The sequence below is a fragment of the Streptomyces sp. SPB074 genome, assembly GCF_000154905.1.
Classification (GTDB): Bacteria; Actinomycetota; Actinomycetes; order Streptomycetales; family Streptomycetaceae; genus Streptomyces.
In genome coordinates this window covers 1-18,172 of the sequence record NZ_GG770540.1, presented here as the reverse complement: position 1 = coordinate 18,172, position 18,172 = coordinate 1, and the positions used below count along the sequence as shown (strand labels likewise).

Genomic DNA, 18,172 nt, shown 5'->3' with positions numbered 1-18,172 from the left:
CTTCCTTCCGGGGAAATGTCATTGCAGGTCCAGCTTTCTGGGGTATTTCTGCACGTCGCGCTCGGCGCCGTCCCATCGGGTGGACCGCAGCCATGCCTCGAAGTCCTGCAGTCCGGGATGCATGGCCCGCAGCGCGGGCAGGTCCCTGTCCAGGCCCACGACATCCCGGTCCTGGAAGAACTCGAACATTCCCGCGAAGTCGTGCCCGAATTCGCCCATGCCGGAGCGCACCGCTTCGAGCGGAATAGCCTCGTACGCGGCGGGCTTCCCCGTCACCCGTTCGAAGATCCCGGCGATCTGGTCACCGGTCAGGCTGTCCGCGGCGACCGCGAGATCACGCGCTCCCCAGGAGTGCCAGTTGTCGAAGACGAAGCTGGCGAACCAGGCGATGTCGTCGAGTCCGATCAGCGGGTAGCGTCCGTTGCCGAGCGGAATGGCGAACACCAGCCCGTCCCGGCCGTCCGCGAGTGTCTCCGGCCGCGGAGCGAGCCGCAGTTGGAAGTTCTCGAAATACGGCGCTGTGGTCAGTACCGAGACGTGGTGGGTGTACCACCCATCTGGCTCTTTCCGCATCATCTCGTCCGCACGCCGCAGACCGATGTGTGCCGCGACAGACCCCTTGCTGTCGTAATGCGGCGCTGGGACCCGGCCGCCCGTCAGGAAGACGGCGTAGTCCAGCGATGACCAGATGAATTGGCCGACCCCGGCGGCGCGGGCTGCCTCAAGGATCCGTACCCCCTGGTCGTGTTCGGCCTGCACGGATCCGGACGAGAAGAAGTCGGTGTTGCAGAAGACACGGTCGACCGACGTCATCACCTCACGGATCACCGCGTCGTCATCGACATCGCACTGGACGAGGCGTACCCGACCGCCGCCCTCGGCATACAGCGCCTGGGCACGGGCGGACGACGGATTCCGGGTCGCCACAAGGACGGTGACTTCCGTCGAGTCGAGCAGCCGGGCCACCACCCGGCTGCCCATCGCGCCGGTCCCACCGATGACTAGGGTATTGGGCATCACGAAGCTCCTTGGCGCTGTGTCGCGTGGCCGGTGTGCCGCAGCACATGTTCGGCGACTTGCTGATGGGTGGCGACCCAAACCCGGTCGCCGGCTTGCTGCACTGAATCGAGGACCCGCCCGATCGCGTCAGCCATGGCCGGGCGTCCGCCGACGTGGGCATGCACTGTCAGATTGAGGATCTGGGGCCGCCCGCTGGCCAGCAGACAACCCAGCAGCTGCTCAAGCAGGCTGCGGTAGGCGGCCGGTCCCGATGGTGTGCGCACATCGCTGACATCGCTGTGCATGATGGCCACCACCGGTCCGTACGGTGTGTGCAGCACGTAGGGCAGGTCAGCGTCGTTGAAGTCGCCGGACCATGTGAGCCCGGCTTGGGCGAGCAGATCCACGGTCCGCGCGGTGCCCGTGGCACGAGGACTCATCCATCCTGTGGGACGGCGTCCGGTCACACCCTCGATGAGGTCGCACGACCGGACGATGTTGGCGCGCTCGGCGGCGGCGTCTAGGCAGGCGGGAAGCACATCCTGTGCGTAGGAGTGGGCTGCGATCTCGTGCCCTGCTCCACCGGTCGCCCGTAGAATTTCCGGGAACCGTTCGGCGACCAGACCGTTGATGCCGAAGGTGGCCCGCATTTCCTTCGTCTGAAGGATGTCCAGCAGGCGCCACACGCCGGTGGTGACACCGTATTCGGCCCATGAGACGCTGTGAGTGTCCTGGGCGCCGGGGAGAGGCCACGCTGCAGCCATCGGTGCGTAGACGGGCCAACTACCGTGGGACCACAGTTCGACCGCCACCGTGGCGATCACGGCCACCTGCCGGTCGTCCGGCCAGGAGAAGGAGGACGGCAGCGTGGAGGCTTGCGGAGAGGGCACCTGATGTCCCTTCACAGGTAGACGGACTTGAACTGCTGATATCCGGCCAGACCTTCGGGACCCAGTTCGCGGCCTATGCCGCTCTGCTTGACTCCGCCGAAGGGAGCGACCGGGTCCGACATGTAGTGGTTGATGCCGACAGAGCCGGTATGCATCCGACGCGCGACCTCAAGCCCGCGCTGGACGTCTCGTGTCCACACCGACCCGGCCAGGCCGTACTCGGAGTCGTTCGCCAGGCGGATCGCGTCCTCTTCGTCCTTGTAGGCGATGACTACGAGGACAGGACCGAAGATCTCCTCCCGTGCGATCACCTGGTGGTTGTCGACATCAGCGAACACGGTCGGCTCGACGTACCAGCCCCGCTTCAGATGTTTCGGCCGGCCGCCGCCGACTGTCAGTCTCGACCCTTCCTTCACGCCGCGAGCGATGTACCCCTCGACGCGGTCACGCTGCTTGGCGGACGCGAGAGGGCCCACGTCCGTGCTCGGGTCGAGCGGGTCTCCTACCGTCAACGATGCGGCAAGCGACGACACCGCCTCCACGACCTCCTTGTATCGGCTGCGCGGAGCGAGCACGCGCGTGCTGGCGAAGCACGCCTGACCGTTGTTCATGAGTGTCGCGGCGACCAGTTCCCGCCGTATCGCCTCACTGTCCAGGTCGGCGTCGTCGAGTACGATCGCCGCCGACTTGCCGCCGAGCTCCAGGCTGACGGGACGGAGCAGACGCCCGCAGGCCTCGGCGATGGAGCGGCCCGCCGCGCTCGACCCGGTGAACGCCACCTTGTCGATGCCGGGATGCGCGACCAGGTAGGCCCCCGCCTCCCGGTCGGCCGGCACGACGTTGACGACGCCGTCGGGCACCCCGGCCTCCTGTACGGCCTGCGCGAACAGGACCGCGTCCAGCGCCGTCTCCGGCGACGGCTTGAGCACAATCGTGCAGCCTGCGGCAAGTGCCGGGGCGTACTTTCCCGACGCCAGCGTCTGCGGAGCGTTCCAAGGCACGATCGCCGCGACCACGCCGACGGGTTCGCGACGCACTCGCACTGGTCCGCCGAGGAGCCCGTCGCGGTGCTCCTCGGCCGGGGCGTCGCTGATCAGGTCCGCGTAGTAGCGCAGGAGCATGCTGGGCACGGTGCCTTCGAGCATCTCGCCAAGGGCTGTCGGCATGCCGTTCTCGCTGCTGACGACTCGTGTGATCTCAGCTCGCCGTGCATCGAGGGCTGCTGCCAGGCGCCGCATCATCTCGGCACGGGCACTGGGGGCCCAGGCGCGCCATCCGCTGGAATCGTCGAACGCGCGGCGCGCGGCCGAGACTGCGGCGTCGACATCGGCCCGGACACCTTCCGGTGTGCTGCCGAGCGTCTCCTCCGTACTCGCGTTGACAACGGTGAACCGCAGAGAGGTGCTCGGGGCGACCCACTCCCCGCCTATGAAGAAACGATCATGAACCAATTCCATGAATCCATGATCGGCATCCCTCTCCCCTCACGACATTGGCCCACGGGTCACTATGGATAACTTTCGGGCCAGATCTCGGTGCGGCCCCGGATGACGCAAGAACTCAGACGCGGCCGGATGCGCCGGCCTCGCGGCCGACGGCCGAGTAGGTCCGCCGGTAGGCGCCCGGGGTCAGCCCGACCGCATTCCGCAGGTGCTTCCGCAGAAGCACCGGATCGGTGAAGCCCGCCTTGCTGCTGACCTCGTTGATGCTCAACTCGGTCGACTCCAGCAAGTACCGGGCGTGATCCAGGCGGCGTTGCAGCAGCCACTCATGGGGGCTCAGACCGACCTCGGAACGAAACCGCCGGGTGAAGGTGCGGACGCTCATGTGCGCGTGTGCGGCGAGATCCACCAGGGCCAGCGGCTGCGAAAGCCGCTCCTCAGCCCACTCACGCGTGGACGACGTCGACGAATCCCCGGAAGCGGGCAGAGGCCGTTCGATGAACTGAGCCTGACCCCCTTCTCGCCAGGGGGCCACTACGCACCGCCGCGCCGTCGCGTTGGCCACCGCCACGCCATGATCCCGACGTACGAGGTGCAGGAACAGGTCAAGACCCGCGGCGGCCCCCGCCGCCGTCAGAATGCGGCCGTTGTCGACGAACAGCACGTTCTGGTCCACCGTGACACGCGGGAACCGCCGCGCCAGCTCATCGCACATCTGCCAGTGTGTCGTGGCACGTTGCCCGTCGAGCATTCCGGCAGCGCCCAGTACGAACGCGGATGTACACAAGCTGACCACGCGAGCTGTGGACGGAACACTCCTCAGAGCGGCGGCCAGCCTGTCGGGAAGGTCACCACGATCCGGCACGCCTCTCCGATGGTCCTGCGTCGCCACGACCACCGTATCGGCACCGGCCAACGCCGACTCGTCCTGCTCCACGGAGATGGAGAAGTCCTGATTCGTCACCACCGGCCGACCGCCGATCGAACATGTCGACACCCGGTACAAGGCGTGCCCCGAGGCGCCGAAGGCCTGTCCCAGCACCTGAGAGGGGATGCCGAGATCGAACGGTTTGACACCGTCGAGCGCCAGGACGACGACATGATGCACCATGGCCCGAACGATACCTTCGGCGCCTGACCGGCACATGATCGCGTTACAAGCTCAAAAGCTGAGGAGAGCGAGACGAGCGACGCCCGGCGGCACGCCAACGCCAGCATCACGGATGCCCTTTCCAACCTGATGACGTCGGTTGGGAGTTGGACGCTCGGGCTGCTGCTGGCCGTGATGGTCACGCCGACATCGGTGACCGATCGTGAGGCCAGGCACACGCTGCATTGCTGGTCAGGCCACCCCGCGAGCGTCCGAGGCATGGGCTACAGCGCCCCCTTTTCGGGCCCCGGCGGCATGCTGGTGGGCACGTAAGACGGTGGAGTCGACCGACACCAGCCACTCGATGTCCCCGGCCGCGTCCGCCTGGGCCTGCGCGGCCCGGAGCATCCGCTCGAAGGTGCCGTCCAGGGCCCACCGGCGAAAGCGGGTGTGCAGCGTCTGTCACGGCCCATACCGCTCAGGCACGTCCCACCAGGCCGTGCCGGTGCGGAACTTCCACACGATCCCGTTGAGCACCCTTCGATCGTCCAACCGCTTCCGCCCCCGCAAGGACACAGGCAGCAGTGGCCGAACGAACTCCCACTCCTCATCGGACAGTTCATGGCGACGTATTACCCGACCATGATCCACCACTCGCGGGGTGGTGCACAGCGTCTGGGCGTCCGGTACGGACTGGCGCGGTGGCGGGTACGCCGTCCTCGCCGAGAACTACGCGCGGCTCGGGCCCGTCTGCGTGCGCGCGTTGAACCGCGCGGGCTACGGGGCGGAGCGCTTCACCGGGGTACGGGTGGGGACGCCTTCGCGCTCCGCTTCCGCCGCGCCGAGGAGCAGCCGCTGTGCCTCGCGCCGGAGATCCCCCGGCACAAGGACATCGACTGGGAGCCGTGGACGTGCGACCTCGCCCGCGAGCCCCCCGCACTACACCGCCTTGATGCGGTACCACTGGGTCGACGACGCCACGCCGAAGTCGCGGGAGGCCTGAGCCGCGGAGGGCCACCTCTCGGCCTTGGCGCGCGCCGACGCCGCGAGCGCGCTGAGCGTGATGTGGCCTCGTCGGTCCTCCGGGCGGTCCTGGCGGGAACCCGCGAGGACGCGGGGCCTTCCGCGCGGACCCGGGGTCGGCCGTATCTCGGCCGGCCCTCCACCCCGTTGTACGCGGTGCCGCAGCCGTCCGGCGCGTCACCGCGCACGGCAACACGGTCTGCCGTCGCCGCGCTCGCTTCGGCACGCTGGGCGAGGACGAACGCGGCCAGCTCGCCGCACTCGGCGCGCCCTGGGCCGTGTAGGTGGTGGTCGATGTCCACGCCGTACGCGCCGCCCCGGGCGGGGACGTCTCCGCCCGGGGCGGCGTTTCGTTCTCCTCGGGCGGCTGGATGCATGACCATGTGGGGAGTCACGCACGCCGAGGAGATGCCGATGCCCACCGAGCCCCTGCCGCCCGAGGTGCGGGATTTCATCGACGATGCGCGGCGTCATCTGGCTTTCCGCGCCGGGCTGCGCGCGGGTGAGGATCCGGCGTACGCGGCCGTGCTCTTGGCCCCCGCCGAGCAGGGGGAGGAAGTCCTCGCCCGGTACGGGGGCCGCGTGGCTACGTGGATGGAGTGCATGGCACCGGCCGACGTCTGCCTGGAGGCGGTCTGTGAGGAGCCGCGCGAGCGGGTCGACGGCGTCCTCTACGCCTGCCCCGCTCACAGGGCCGAGGCGGCCTCCCGGATCACCGAGGCGGAATGGACCGCGCTGGTCAAAGCGGCGGGCCCCGCGAGCCGGGCTCGGTGCGGGGTCTTCGACGGCGCCACCCGCAAGGCACGTCACCTCCTGGGGGCGTAGCCCTTCTCAGGCGGCGAAGCCGATGTTGGTGACGTACTCGTACTGGCCCCACTGCGAACCGAGGTCGACCACGACCTCGTCGACCCACGCGGCATCCAGGCCCGCGTCGTCCCCCGCCTCCCACGCACCGACGATCCGCTCCCACCTGCGGACGTTCAGGGTGCGGTACTCCACGGCCCGCTGCCGGGGGCGGTCAACCGCGGACTGGTTGACGGGGTGGAACTCGACGCGGGTCCCCCGGCCCTGCCGGTTGAGGCGGGCCAGGAGGTGACGGGCGACGTTCTGACGGCGCACCTGCTGATAGGCGGCGTCGATCTCGCGGAGCGTACGCGCGGACGGGGCGCGGGTCCCGGCCTGCTGCGCCCTGATCGTGCGGTCAGAGATCGTGAGCCCGGCCTCCCGTGCGGCAGCGAGCTGGCGCGGACTGCTCGTGAGGTAGCGCAGCCGCGCGGCCAGGCCCCGGCGGGTGGCCACCGGGGACGCGATGAACCCCGCGAGGCTGTCGAGACGGCGCGCGACGAACTCGTGGCCCTTGACGCCCTGGGCGCCGAACTGGCCGAACGCGATGTTCCGCTCCGGCATCCCACTCCCTCCTCCTTCAATACGTCATTCACATTGTATTGCGATTATATCTACTGTTTTGTACGGGAGCTGACGGCGTACGGTCGCCCCGGCAGGCAGGTGCTACGTCTGTTACCCCCACGGTGGGGCGCGGGCATAACAGATGAAGGTGTTATGCCTGTGACCTGCGGTTTGGTGGGTGGTGCGGCGGGGTGGGGCGTAGGCGTAACAGCCGTAACAGACACGCTGGCGTCGTTGAGTCGGCACGAGGGCTTGCCGGGGCGCGCCTGGGCGGGCCGCCTACAGCTCCTGGGGGCGCAGGTCGCGGACCCACCACCAGGTGCCGGCCGTGTCGGGGGCGTAGAGGCTCCGGCCGCCGGGGTACTGGCCGTGGTCGCTGATGATGGCGGTCCAGGGATCTGGATCGTCGGGGTCCACGGGCACCCGCCAGCCGTCGAGCGTGCCGCCGTGCAGCTCGACTTCCACCTCGTCGCGCGGATTCGTCGTCATGAGCCGTACGGTACGGCGGCTCATGACCCCCCGGGGGCCAGTGCGCGCAAGGCGGTCTCGGGGCGGCACACGGGGTAGGGCCGGGCCCCGGCGGCGGCCTGGAGGGCGACGGCGTCGTCGGCGGGCTCGGCGTCGGGAGGGGCCTGCGCGCAGTCGGCGCGGTGCACGAGCGCGCCACCGCCCGTGTAGTCCTCGGCAACCAGCCACCGCCCGCGCCCCGTCCCCGGCGCGCCCGTGCCCTCGTGCCCGTGCCCGTCGTCGAGGACGGTGTAGTCCTCGCCGGGCACAGGGCGCACGAGCGGGGCGGGCGCGGTGAAGACCTCGGCGCGCTCCCGCGGGATGGGGCCGCGCCCGGTGCTCACCCGGTCGGGGAGGAGGATCTCGCAGACGTACCACCACGCCCCGCGAGCGTCGCGCTCACGTGCCCGCACCGTCACCCGCACCCAGGCGCCACCGAGGCGGACCTCGGCGAGCGGACCGGGTGCGGGGGCGGGCTGCATGGCATCGAGCCTGCCACGTCCGTCCCGCGGTTCCGGCTGGCTCCCGTCCGTCCACGGGACGCGCCGGCCTTCTGGCCCCCTGGAGGCGTGGTTGTCCCCTTGGCGACTGGCCTTCACCCTGAGGGGATCCGGTGGGCTGGGTCGAGGAGAGCGGGCATGGACTTCTTGTTCACGTGCGGGTGGTGCGGCGAGGAGAACACGTTGTACGGCGAGCGCACAGGATTCTGGAACAACCGCTTCGAGCTCCCGGAGACCTTCGACTGCTGGGCGTGCGGCAGCAACAGCACCGTGCCCGCCGGGCCGTGGACCCCGGCGGACTGAGCGAACGAGCGGACCGACCCGGAGCGGCTGGCGGGCTCACTCCGCCTCCCCGGCCTGGGCGGCGGGGAGCGTACGGCGCAGCGTGATGTCTGCGAGCCTAACGAACTGGTGCGTGATTGCGGTTGAGGCGTGTTTGCCTGATCAGGGGCGTGGTTACGCGTTGGCGGTTCGGTCGGAGACGAGGCCGGCGATGGCCCGGTAGGTGTCGGGCAGGGCCTCTCGCCGGTGCGTCCAGCGGGTCAGCTGTTTCCAGCGTTTGTGGTCGGCAAGCGCGTGCTCGACGGTGATGCGCTTCGATGAGTGTCGGTGCCGGGCCTCTTCTCTGGCGGCGTGCACGTGCGGCAAAGCGATCTTGTTTGGTTTTCTGGGCGGTGTGATCGCCTGGCCGGGGTGATCACGCCGGAGACCGAGGTAGCCGTCGTCCAGAAGCACTTGGGCCCTGACCCTGGAGTTTGGACACCGGAGAGACTTGGATCTTGATGGTCCAGGAGAACGGAGTCCCTGTGGGGATGAAGCATTACCCCGCCGAGTTCAAGGCGGACGCGGTCGCGTTGTACCGGTCGCGTCCGGGAGCGACGATCAAGTCGGTCGCCGCCGATCTCGGAGTGAACACCGAGACGCTGCGGAACTGGATCCGGGCCGCCGACGGACGCCGCGCCGGTGCCCATTCCGCCCCCGCAACGGCACCGCAGCCTGCCGGTGACCCGGTTCAGGCGGAGCTGGCCGCCGCGCGCAAGAGGATCCGCGAGCTGGAGGAAGAACGCGACATCCTCCGCAAGGCGGCCCGGTATTTCGCGACGGAGACGCGCTGGTGAACCGCTGCCAGTTCGTTGAGGATCACCAGCGCCGATACGGCGTGAAGCGGCTCTGCGACATTCTCGGGATCGCCCGCTCGAGTTTCTATTACTGGCGTCGCACCGCCCCGGCTCGCATGGCCCGTCAGGCCGCTGACGACCGGCTCGCGGCCCGGATACGCAAGGCCCACAAGGAGTCCGACGGCACCTACGGAGTCCCGAGGATCACTGCCGAGCTCCGCGACGAGGGCGGCCAGGCGGTCAACCACAAGCGCGTTGCCAGGATCATGCGGACCATCGGCCTCGAAGGGGTCCGTCTGCGGCGCCGGCACCGCACCACCATCGCCGACCCGGCCACCGCGAAGGCCCCGGACCTGATCGGCCGCGACTTCACCGCGAAGGAGATCAACACCAAGTACGTCGGTGACATCACCTACTTGAGCGTCGGCGGCGGACGGTTCTGCTATCTCGCGACAGTGATCGACCTGTGCTCGCGCCGCCTGGCAGGCTGGGCGATCGCCGACCACATGCGCACCGAGCTCGTCATCGACGCCCTCGCCGCCGCGGAACGGACCCGCGGCAGTCTGAACGGGGCGATCATGCACACCGATCACGGAGCCCAGTACACCAGCGGGGCCTTCGCGGACGCCTGCCGCCGGGCCGGTGTCCTGCAGAGCATGAGCGCCGTCGGGTCCAGCGCGGACAACGCCGCCGCCGAATCGTTCAACGCCAGCTTTAAAAGGGAGACGTTGAAGGGCCGAAAGGGCTGGTCAAGCGAGCGCGAGGCACGACTCGACGCCTTCCACTGGCTGTCCCGCTACAACACCCGACGCCGTCATTCCCGGCTCGGCCAGCGAGCCCCGATCACCTACGAGATCACCGTCCACCCAACCTCAACTACCCTGGCCCGAGCCGCATAGACGTGTTCAAACTCCAGGGTCAAGGCCCATCGCTTTGCCGAACGTGCACGCCGCCAGAGAAGAGGCCCGGCACCGACACTCATCGAAGCGCATCACCGTCGAGCACGCGCTTGCCGACCACAAACGCTGGAAACAGCTGACCCGCTGGACGCACCGGCGAGAGGCCCTGCCCGACACCTACCGGGCCATCGCCGGCCTCGTCTCCGACCGAACCGCCAACGCGTAACCACGCCCCTGATCAGGCAAACACGCCTCAACCGCAATCACGCACCAGTTCGTTACGAGTTGGTGCGTGATAGCGGGTGAGGTGTCGTGCCACGTGGATGGCATGATCCCGCTGTGGCGATCATGGTCAATCGGGTGGTGCTGGCGCATCGACTGTTCACGGGGCTCTCCCGGCGTCATCTTGCCTGCTTGGTCGAAGAGTTGGCCGAGCCGTGGCAGGCCGGGGTCGAGGGTCGCCGCCATGCTGTGCGAGGCGGGGCCCGCAAGCGGGCCGAAGGCGCCGGCGCCCGCCATCAGCTGGTGTTCGTCGACCGGTTGGTGGCCACACTCATCCACCTGCGGCACGACCTGCCGCACTCGGTGCTGGGGCTGCTGTCAGGTGTCGACCGATCCACGGTCACCCGGGCGATCGGAGAGGTGCGCACGCTCTTGGCGGAGCGGGGGTGCGCGGTTCCCGACCGTCCCGGCCTGCGGCTTCGGACTCCGGCGGATGTGTTTGCCTACGCCCAGGCCGAAGGTGTCGAGCTGCGTCTGGACGCCACCGAGATCCAGGTCCGCCGGCCACCGGCCGGCCGCGGCGGCCGGCGCGCATTCGTCTCGGGCAAGAAGAAGCAGAACACGATGAAGGCCACCGTGATCGCCGGCTGGCGGGGCCGCACGTTATGGACCGATGCCCTACGACCTGGGCGTATGCACGACGCCACCGCCGCCCGCGACGAAGGCATCGCCATCTGCTTCCAGCACTTCCCCGACGTCGAGGTCCTGTTGGACGACGGCTACCTGGGGCTGAGCCGCGACCATCGCGGGCAGGCGATCACGCCGCCGAGAAAACCCCGGCCGGGAGCACTGCCCGACAGAGTCGAACAACGGGGACGCGACCGCCACGGCCACTCGTCCGACCGCATCACCGTCGAACACGCCCTCGCTGATCACAAACGCTGGAAGCAACTGACCCGCTGGACACATCGCCGCGACCGCCTGCCCGACACCTACCGCGCCATCGCCGGCCTCGTCTCCGACCGCAACACCAGCATCTGAAAACGGCCGTGAGCAGGGCAAACACACCTCACCCGCTATCACGCACCAACTCGTAACAGCCTCAAGCCGCCGCGCCGGCGAAGCCGCGCGGCGGCGGTGTGGGCTCGCGCGGGGCGGCGGCGGTGTGGGCTCGGGTCCCGCCACTGTCTTCTCGTGGCGGGACCGGCAGGTGCTGGCGGGGTGGTCAGGCGCGGAATTGCGCTGGACGCTCCGGGGTGGCGGCGGCCAGTGCGGCGACGACCTCGTCGGCGCCCGCGGCCAGCCCGTAGACCGGGGTGCCGGGCTGCTGGCGCCAGGATTCGTCGAGGCCGCCCGCGTCGACGGCGTCGAAGCCGAGTTCGTCGAGCAGGGACGGCGCACGCGGGTGTGATGTAAGCCACTAAGGGTGATTGGTCGAGACCTCTCAGTGATGTCGTTCTTGCTGCTCAGCGTCCCTTCGTGGGGCTTTTGATCTTGCGCATTGTGAAGCGTTGCGCACAGAGCGGATTCCTTTTTCCTTGAGGCGCATGAGTGTTCGGGCTTCGAAATCGCTTCAGTGGGGTCAGGACCGCATCCGGTCCCGGCGCCCTCACGGCGCCATCTGTCCCTCGACGCTGAGGAGTTCGTGATGTCCCTGCCATGCCGGAGGCCCGAGTGAGTGCCCCCGCCTCGCGGTCCGAGCACGCCGCGCCTTTGCCGCTCGACTACGACCTCCAGGCCTTCTATCTGGGGCACCAGGAGTTCTTCCACGCCTACGCCGAGCTCCAGCTTGGTACGCGCGCCGCCGCCGAGGAACTCGTCCACGAGACGTTCCTGAAGATCCAGGACAGCTGGGAGCAGATCGCGACGGAGGGCAAGGCCGAGCAGCACGCGCTGCTCCTCCTGCACGCGGAGGTCAAGTGGCGCCTGCACATCGAGGGCCGCGACCCGTCCTTCGTCAGGAACGGCCCCGTACGGCAGCACAACCTCGCCGCGATCCGCGAGCAGCTCGAGCTCCACGACAGCCCGCGCGGCCTGTACGCCGCGATCGCCGCGCTGAACGACCGGCAGTTCGACGTGGTCGTCATGCGGTACTTCCTGGGCTACCCCACCGCCCGTATCGCCCGCTTCACCGGCCTCAACCCCCGCACGGTCGACTACCACCTGCGCCGCGCCAAGGAAATCCTCAGCCGCCAACTCGGCCTGTCCACCGAGCCCAGGAAGAAGAAGACGCCGTGACCCGCACCCCGCCCCCGCCCTACACCCCCAGGCCCCTTCTGATCGACGACCTGCTCGACGGCCTCCTGGAGCAGCCCCTCGTGCGCACCGGCACCCCGGCCGCCTTCGACGTCGCGGCCGCGCTGCGCCGCCTGTCCACCGACGCTGCGACCGCCCCGGCCCGGCCCGGTGACAACGACCTCGACCGCGCCACCAAGGCCACCGCCCGCCTGAACGCCGTCTGCCGCGCGGCCATCACCACCCCCGCCGCCGCCCTCCACATCGAGCGGATCTCCGACTCCCCGCCGACCCCGCCCGACAAGAACTCCCCCCACCCCGAGGCACCCCCGGACGTCGAGGGCCTCTTCATCTACGGCTGCCTCCTCCACCTCGCCGACCACCCCGAATCCGCGAAATTCTGGTGGCAGATCGCCGCCGGCAGCGAACACGGCGTCGCCGCCCACTGCCTGCACCTGCACCACCTCACCCTCGGCGAAATCCGCGACGCCGCCCACTGGGCCCACCAGCTCACCGAGGCCGACAAGGACGCCGTCCACCGCCTCCTCACCGCCCCCCTCATCCCCGCCACCCCGACCAGCGGCCTCGAGATGGCCATCGAGCGCATCGCCGAAACCGGCGACGACGACGTCATCGTCGGCCAGCCCGACCGCGCCCTCGCCCACCACCTCCGCCAGCTCACCCACCCCTGACCGGCCCGCGGGCGGGGCCCGACACCCCGCCCGCCCACCCCACCGAGGAAGAGCATGACCGTCGCCCCCGCACCCCACGAACACGTACCCCGCCGCGCGTCCCTCGCCGCCCGCCTGCGCCAGCACCGCGCCCTCGCGCTCGGGCAGCTCGTACGAGGGCTGGCCTACGGCACCGGCACGGCCCTGGCCGGTGCCGTAGGCCTGTGGCTCCGCACCCGCATGTGAATGCCCCCGGGGGGCGGGCGGCGCCCGCACCGCGTACCGCTCGCCCCCCGGGGGGCACGGCAACAAAACTGCCGCAACTGTGCGTTCCCAGCCATACACCCTGAGTGATACAGCCATTTCGTAGGGAAATCGTGCGGGCCTTGATCAGCGAGTCATATCCAAAGCCGGGGGCGCTTGCCCTTCGTGCCGGGCAAGGGCGGTCCGCGGGTCGCCGGGGGAGGGAACCCGATCGTGCTGGTGTCCATGAACGTGGCCGTGCTCCTGGCCGTCATCGTCGCCATCCGCCTGCGGCGCCGCACCCACGCCCGCAGCCGCAACGACGAGAAGCTCACCGTGGCCATCGTGCTCGTCCTCGGCCTCCTCCTCGCCCCCACCGAGATCGGACAGCAGATCGTCCACATCGTCGGACAGCTCGCCGACAGCCTCGCCCACGCGCGCATCTGAAGATCCTCGCGCCCGGCACAATGCCGACGCGCGACACCGGCCCGGCTCCCGCGCGCCCGCGCCCTCACCGGTCCGGTGCGCACCCGGGAGAACGCCTCGGGCAGTACCGCCGCGCCCTCGCCGCGCACCGGAAGGCGGCGCCGCCGTCGCGGATGGACCCGCACATCGCGGAGGCGGTGGAGCCGCAGTCAGCCGCGATGCGGGCGTGAGCCTGCGCGCCTTCCCCGAGACCGACGTCGCCCCGGACGATGCACCGGCCCCGATCGAGCAGGCCCGCACCGAGCGCCGCCGCCAGGCCGACGCCCCCGAGGCCGTGGCGGGCGGTGACGCCGGAGGGGGCCGCTGATCGGGGTACGGCCCACCCTCCGCCCCCACATTCGCTAGATCGAGTTAAACAACAGGGTTAAATGTTGGGGCTAAAGACTGGTAGGGTGGTGGTACGGAAGGAGACCGTGATGGCGTCCGAGGAAGAGCTGTTCGCGAACATCGACGCGTTGCTGGAGGAGGAGCCGCAGCTGCCGCCCCCGGCGGAGCGCGCCCGGCTGCGTGAGGCCGCTGGTATCACCCAGGCACGGCTCGCGCAGGCCCTGAAGTCGACCGTGCAGACGGTGAAGAACTACGAGAACGGCCGCTCCGAGCCGAAGTCGCCGCGCCTGGAGGCATACCAGCGGCTTCTGAAGGGATGGGCCGCGAAGTACCCCGCCCACGGCGCCCCCAGCGCCCCCACTGCGCCCGCTCCGGCCCCGGCCCGCGTACCGGAGCCGGAAGGGCCCGGGACGTTCACCGGCCCGGTCTCCCCGGAGGAGCGGGAGACCGCCGTGCCGGTTCAGGCTACGGCCGCCCATGTCGCGCCCGGGCGCCCCGCCCGGGCGGCCGCGCGCCCGTCGACATCGTCCCGGCGGCCGGCCGCGAAGAAGGCCGCCGCGCCCGCCGTCGACCCGCGCTTCCCTCACGGGCCGCTCGCCGTCCTCGACGGTGACGGCTCCGCGTACGGCGTGGACGGGCTGGTGCTGGACTGCCCCGCCACCACGGTGGTGGAGCTCGTTGAGTGGACGCTGCGCGAGTCCGGTCTCGGCGCCCCGAGGCTGCACCGCTACGGCAAGGACGCCGACCCGCTCATCGTCCTCACCGAGGCCGCGGCCGCCGAAGCTCGGGCTGCCCGAGCGTCTGGAGGACCGGCGCGGCCTGCGCCTGCCCGAGGATCACCCGGTCCTCAAGCAGATCACGAAGGCCAAGTGGCAGCTCACGCAGCGCGGATTCGGCCCGTGGGCGCGGGTGTACCGCAAGGCACAGGGCCGCGAGCGTCAGTGCGTGCAGCTCGCGATCCTGCCCTGGGACGCGCTGGATGAGCGGTCCTGGCCCGGCGTCAGCGCGATGGGCCCGGCCGACATCGCCCGGGTCCTGGGCGTGTACGCGCAGCGGGTCATCACCCCGCGCGGCAGCACCGCGGTCTCAGGCCTGGAACTGATGACGGCGCTGCGCCCGCCCACCCGGCCCGTCCGCGACGAGGCCACCGGCAACTGGGTCTCCGGCCTCAACCCCGGCAGCCTGGGTACGGAGCCGATGGACCCCGCCCCACCCGAGGGCCAGCCCGAGCACCCCGCCGTCTTCCGCACGGGCTGGAAGGGTGGCTTCCTCCGCGAGGAGGCGTTCCAGTGGGTGCGGGACGTGGACACGCTCACCGCTGAGGACTGCCGCCTGCCCTGGGCCATCGGCCTGGACCTGAACACCGCGTTCCTCGCCGCCGCAGCCCGGTTGACGGTGGGCCTCTCGGAGCCGGTCCACCTCCTGCACCCCGCGTTCAGCCCGAAGGTCCCCGGCAGCTGGCTCGTGGACCTCTCCCACATCGACCTCGACCCCCGCCTGCCCTCACCGTTCACCCCGGACGGCACCCGCCCTGCGGGCCCGGCCTGGTACCAGACCCACACCGTCGCCTACGCCCAGGAACTCGGCCACAACGTCGAACCCCTCGAGGCGTACCTGCGCAAGGAAACCGGCGCGTACCTCGACCCCTGGCACGACCGCCTCAAGACCGCCTACGTCGACACGCTCGCCGACCTGGGTGTCACCAAGGACCTCACCGACGAGCAGTTCCTCACGGCGATGGAAGCGCACAAGAGCGCCGACCCCGCGATGGCCGCGGTCCTCGCCGCGATCAAGGCCACCGTGAAGGGCGGCATCGGGAAGCTCTTCGAGAACCCCCAGGGCAAGCACTACAAGGAGGGCGAGCCGTGGCCGGCCATGATGCGGCCGACCTGGCGCCCCGACATCCGCGCCGCCGTCATCAGCAAGGCCCGCGTCAACATGCACCGCAAGATGCTCAACATGGCGAAGATGACCGGCCTGTTCCCCCTCGCCGTGCTGTCCGACTGCGTCGTCTACCCCAGCCCCGGCCCCAGCCCCCTCGACATCCTCCCCTACGCCACCTCGGGCAAGCCCCAGCCCGGCGCCTTCCGCCTCGGCCCCACCCCCGGCCTGGCCAAGCTCGAAGGCGTCCAGAGCATGGACTGGGCCGTCGACCTCATGGAGAAGGGCCTCAACCCCGCCCGCCACATCAAGGGCGGCGACGCCGTCCTCGACGACGGCGAATAGCCCACCGCGCCTCACCCACCCCCATTTCCCGCCCCTGAGCAGGAGTTCCCGTGACTGCCGCGCCCCGCCTCGCACCGCGCTGGCCCATCCCCACCAACCCGCCCGTCCACGACCCGATCCTGTTCGCCCAGGCGATGCGCGACATGCGCCTGACGTGGCGTGCCCGCGGTGTCCTGGCCGAACTCGCCACCGGCTACGACGACGGACAGGAACCCACCATCAGCGCCCTGGCAGGCCTCGCACGCCGGGACCGCTCCGCAGCCGAAGGCCGCGAAGCGTTCTCCAAGGCCGTCAAGGAGCTGCGCACGCTGGGCTATCTCATCCCCGACGCCAGCACCACCACGGGCGTGGGCGAGCGTCTGCTGGTCGACCTGACCCCGGCCACCGACGCGCACCTCGTACCCGACCGCTGGGGCCACAGCACGCCCGAAGAAGGACGGTAGAGGGTGATGGGCGAGATCGACGACGCGATCGAGCGGGCCGACCGCGAGGCGTTCACCAAGGACCCGCCCAAGACGTTGAAGGGCCAGATCGGGTTCCTGATCAAGCAGTTCGGCAGCGCCAAGGCCGTCGCGGCGGAGCTCGGCGTCACCGCCGACTCCGTCAACCGCTACCGGCGCGGGGCCCGCAAGCACGCCCGCCCGGACGTCGCCGCGAAAATCGACGACACGGTCAAGGCCCGCTGGCAGCCGCTGGTGCGCAAGCGCCGGCAGAAGCAGGCCGCCACCTCGGGCGGGATCACGGTGGAGACGAGGGCCCGGTTCGGCTACACATCGTCCGCCGGATCAACCGACGACGGCCGGTTCCGCCGCCTCACCGTGCACCTCCCCGCGACGTACGCGCAGCAGCTGTTCGACGCCCGCAACGCGGGGGCCAGCGACCAGCACATGCGCAAAATCGTCGCCGAAGGATTCAAAGAAGTGTATTTCCAGGACGGCGGCGGCCGCGCCATGGGACTGTCGGACGTAGAAATCAACGACATCGACTACCTCGATCTCGACTACTAAATCCGGAGCCCCTTATGACGATCAACCACCAGTACCCACACCCCTACCCAGAGCCGAAGAACAACGCCGAACGCGCGGCGAACCGCGCGGAACTCGAGGCCCTCGCGGCCGACGTGCGCTTCGACCTGGCGAGCGCCGGCTTCACCGCGGTGGCACCCGGCCACGAAGACGACCCCGACGGCGGCCTGCTCGTCTTCCTCTACGAGGACCACGTCGCCGTCAGCTGGGGCGTGCACGACCGGCTCTGCGAGGCGGCCATCGACCTGCAGGGCGCCGGCCGCCAGGGCGAGGACGTGGTCGTCCGCTACGACACCACCCGCGCAGCGATGCACCTCGCCCTCGGCAGCATCCTCAACTCCTTCGGCTACCACGCCAGGCCGCACGCCCTCGGCTTCGGCCACATCATCCGGCCCGGCACCCAGGAGTAGGGGATCCGCCCATGACCGCATCCACGGCCACCCGGCGCGCGTACGGTGAGGTGAGAACCCGCCGGGAGGATCAGATGAGCGCGCAGCCCGACCACGCACCCGTCACCACCTACGCCCCCGCGCCCGGGGCGCCGGCCGAACTCCTCGCCCAGCTGCGCGCCGACAAGCGCGCGGACCGCTGGGTGCCGGCCTTCGAGCGCGACTACGCGGCCGCCCTCGAGGAGAGCCGCCGCACGTTCTCCCTGGCCGGGCTCTACGAGGTCGTTCAGGAGTGGCAGGGCCGCCTCGCGCACGCCCCGGCCGTCGACGCGTTCGTCGCCTCCGGCTGCGACGACAGCGACGCCGTCGACCTGGCGGAGCTCCGCCGCCGTCGCGGGTGAGCCCGTCGCCATACGCGGTCCGCGTCTCCGCTCCGGCGGCCAAGGCCCTCGACGCCCTGCCCGAGCACGCGG

General features: G+C 70.2%; 21 protein-coding genes and 4 pseudogenes. 15 read left to right on the top strand and 10 right to left on the bottom strand.

Features of this window, described 5'->3' with window-relative positions:
• Window positions 1-18: 18 nt before the first annotated feature.
• The 5 genes from SSBG_RS29315 to SSBG_RS36280 form a co-directional block, all read right to left on the bottom strand.
• Window positions 19-1,017, bottom strand: a complete 999-nt coding sequence (locus SSBG_RS29315) for an NmrA family NAD(P)-binding protein (RefSeq protein WP_037872309.1) — start codon at window positions 1,015-1,017, stop codon at window positions 19-21.
• On the bottom strand, window positions 1,017-1,904 hold the full coding sequence (locus SSBG_RS29310; RefSeq protein WP_234010794.1) for a polysaccharide deacetylase family protein: 888 nt from the start codon (window positions 1,902-1,904) through the stop codon (window positions 1,017-1,019). Before SSBG_RS29310 ends, SSBG_RS29315 begins: the two co-directional genes overlap by 1 nt.
• Window positions 1,901-3,346, bottom strand: coding sequence for an aldehyde dehydrogenase (locus tag SSBG_RS29305; protein WP_008749634.1), 1,446 nt, complete (start codon window positions 3,344-3,346; stop codon window positions 1,901-1,903). The genes SSBG_RS29310 and SSBG_RS29305 overlap by 4 nt, the downstream gene beginning before the upstream one ends.
• Window positions 3,347-3,449: 103 nt before the next feature.
• On the bottom strand, window positions 3,450-4,442 hold the full coding sequence (locus tag SSBG_RS29300) for a GlxA family transcriptional regulator (RefSeq protein ID WP_008749633.1): 993 nt from the start codon (window positions 4,440-4,442) through the stop codon (window positions 3,450-3,452).
• Window positions 4,443-4,883: 441 nt separating this feature from the next.
• Window positions 4,884-5,072, bottom strand: coding sequence for a transposase (locus SSBG_RS36280; protein ID WP_420790347.1), 189 nt, complete (start codon window positions 5,070-5,072; stop codon window positions 4,884-4,886).
• A gap of 786 nt (window positions 5,073-5,858) precedes the next feature.
• Here SSBG_RS36280 and SSBG_RS35260 point away from each other — a divergent pair.
• Window positions 5,859-6,269, top strand: a complete 411-nt coding sequence (locus SSBG_RS35260; RefSeq protein WP_234010793.1) for a hypothetical protein — start codon at window positions 5,859-5,861, stop codon at window positions 6,267-6,269.
• Between the two features lie 6 nt (window positions 6,270-6,275).
• On the opposite strand, the gene SSBG_RS29285 is transcribed toward SSBG_RS35260, so the two are convergent.
• From SSBG_RS29285 to SSBG_RS29275, 3 genes are all read right to left on the bottom strand, one after another.
• A complete protein-coding gene (locus SSBG_RS29285) occupies window positions 6,276-6,851 on the bottom strand; it encodes a hypothetical protein (protein WP_008749630.1) in 576 nt (191 codons plus the stop codon).
• Window positions 6,852-7,130: 279 nt separating this feature from the next.
• Window positions 7,131-7,340, bottom strand: a complete 210-nt coding sequence (locus SSBG_RS29280) for a hypothetical protein (protein WP_037872307.1) — start codon at window positions 7,338-7,340, stop codon at window positions 7,131-7,133.
• 20 nt (window positions 7,341-7,360) lie between these two features.
• Window positions 7,361-7,840 (bottom strand): DUF6233 domain-containing protein, encoded by a 480-nt coding sequence (locus SSBG_RS29275; RefSeq protein WP_037872305.1) that lies wholly within the window; start codon window positions 7,838-7,840, stop codon window positions 7,361-7,363.
• Between the two features lie 156 nt (window positions 7,841-7,996).
• Between SSBG_RS29275 and SSBG_RS33905 the strand changes: the two genes are divergently transcribed.
• On the top strand, window positions 7,997-8,161 hold the full coding sequence (locus SSBG_RS33905) for a hypothetical protein (RefSeq protein ID WP_199781481.1): 165 nt from the start codon (window positions 7,997-7,999) through the stop codon (window positions 8,159-8,161).
• Window positions 8,162-8,314: 153 nt separating this feature from the next.
• Here the strand turns inward: SSBG_RS33905 and SSBG_RS29270 are convergent.
• Window positions 8,315-8,596 (bottom strand): annotated as a pseudogene (locus SSBG_RS29270) (hypothetical protein); the annotation flags it as partial.
• A gap of 68 nt (window positions 8,597-8,664) precedes the next feature.
• Here SSBG_RS29270 and SSBG_RS29260 point away from each other — a divergent pair.
• The 3 genes and pseudogenes from SSBG_RS29260 to SSBG_RS29250 all read left to right on the top strand — a co-directional run bounded on the left by SSBG_RS29260 (window position 8,665) and on the right by SSBG_RS29250 (window position 11,138).
• Window positions 8,665-9,875 (top strand): IS3 family transposase gene (locus tag SSBG_RS29260; protein WP_086023026.1). Its coding sequence is split into 2 segments (ribosomal slippage): window positions 8,665-8,956 and window positions 8,956-9,875, totalling 1,212 coding nucleotides; the frame shifts between segments, so codons are not numbered across the junction.
• Window positions 9,876-9,897: 22 nt separating this feature from the next.
• Window positions 9,898-10,101 (top strand): annotated as a pseudogene (locus tag SSBG_RS29255) (hypothetical protein); the annotation flags it as partial.
• A gap of 122 nt (window positions 10,102-10,223) precedes the next feature.
• Complete coding sequence (locus tag SSBG_RS29250; protein WP_008744837.1) at window positions 10,224-11,138, top strand: transposase family protein; 915 nt, start codon at window positions 10,224-10,226, stop codon at window positions 11,136-11,138.
• Window positions 11,139-11,322: 184 nt separating this feature from the next.
• Here SSBG_RS29250 and SSBG_RS35255 read toward each other — a convergent pair.
• Window positions 11,323-11,490: pseudogene (locus SSBG_RS35255) on the bottom strand (NADP oxidoreductase); the annotation flags it as partial.
• Between the two features lie 281 nt (window positions 11,491-11,771).
• On the opposite strand from SSBG_RS35255, the gene SSBG_RS29245 reads away from it, so the two are divergent.
• From SSBG_RS29245 to SSBG_RS29205, 10 genes and pseudogenes are all read left to right on the top strand, one after another.
• Window positions 11,772-12,335 (top strand): sigma-70 family RNA polymerase sigma factor, encoded by a 564-nt coding sequence (locus SSBG_RS29245; protein WP_158677847.1) that lies wholly within the window; start codon window positions 11,772-11,774, stop codon window positions 12,333-12,335.
• Window positions 12,332-13,024, top strand: a complete 693-nt coding sequence (locus SSBG_RS29240) for a hypothetical protein (protein WP_008749623.1) — start codon at window positions 12,332-12,334, stop codon at window positions 13,022-13,024. The genes SSBG_RS29245 and SSBG_RS29240 overlap by 4 nt, the downstream gene beginning before the upstream one ends.
• Before the next feature lie 54 nt (window positions 13,025-13,078).
• The gene (locus SSBG_RS33485; protein WP_158677846.1) at window positions 13,079-13,249 is read left to right on the top strand and encodes a hypothetical protein; all 171 of its coding nucleotides are present in this window, start codon (window positions 13,079-13,081) and stop codon (window positions 13,247-13,249) included.
• Window positions 13,250-13,483: 234 nt separating this feature from the next.
• Complete coding sequence (locus SSBG_RS29235; protein WP_037872351.1) at window positions 13,484-13,693, top strand: hypothetical protein; 210 nt, start codon at window positions 13,484-13,486, stop codon at window positions 13,691-13,693.
• A 205-nt stretch (window positions 13,694-13,898) separates the two neighbouring features.
• On the top strand, window positions 13,899-14,039 hold the full coding sequence (locus tag SSBG_RS36275) for a hypothetical protein (RefSeq protein ID WP_420790345.1): 141 nt from the start codon (window positions 13,899-13,901) through the stop codon (window positions 14,037-14,039).
• A 109-nt stretch (window positions 14,040-14,148) separates the two neighbouring features.
• A pseudogene (gene tap / locus SSBG_RS29225) lies at window positions 14,149-16,285 on the top strand (telomere-associated protein Tap).
• A 50-nt stretch (window positions 16,286-16,335) separates the two neighbouring features.
• Window positions 16,336-16,728, top strand: a complete 393-nt coding sequence (locus SSBG_RS29220; protein WP_008749621.1) for a hypothetical protein — start codon at window positions 16,336-16,338, stop codon at window positions 16,726-16,728.
• 6 nt (window positions 16,729-16,734) lie between these two features.
• Window positions 16,735-17,292, top strand: coding sequence for a telomere-protecting terminal protein Tpg (gene tpg, locus SSBG_RS29215; protein ID WP_008749620.1), 558 nt, complete (start codon window positions 16,735-16,737; stop codon window positions 17,290-17,292).
• Window positions 17,293-17,306: 14 nt separating this feature from the next.
• Window positions 17,307-17,720 carry a hypothetical protein gene (locus SSBG_RS29210; RefSeq protein ID WP_008749619.1) on the top strand — a complete coding sequence of 138 codons (414 nt, stop codon included), beginning with the start codon at window positions 17,307-17,309 and terminating at the stop codon, window positions 17,718-17,720.
• 74 nt (window positions 17,721-17,794) lie between these two features.
• Complete coding sequence (locus tag SSBG_RS29205; protein WP_037872350.1) at window positions 17,795-18,100, top strand: DUF6247 family protein; 306 nt, start codon at window positions 17,795-17,797, stop codon at window positions 18,098-18,100.
• Window positions 18,101-18,172 lie beyond the last annotated feature (72 nt).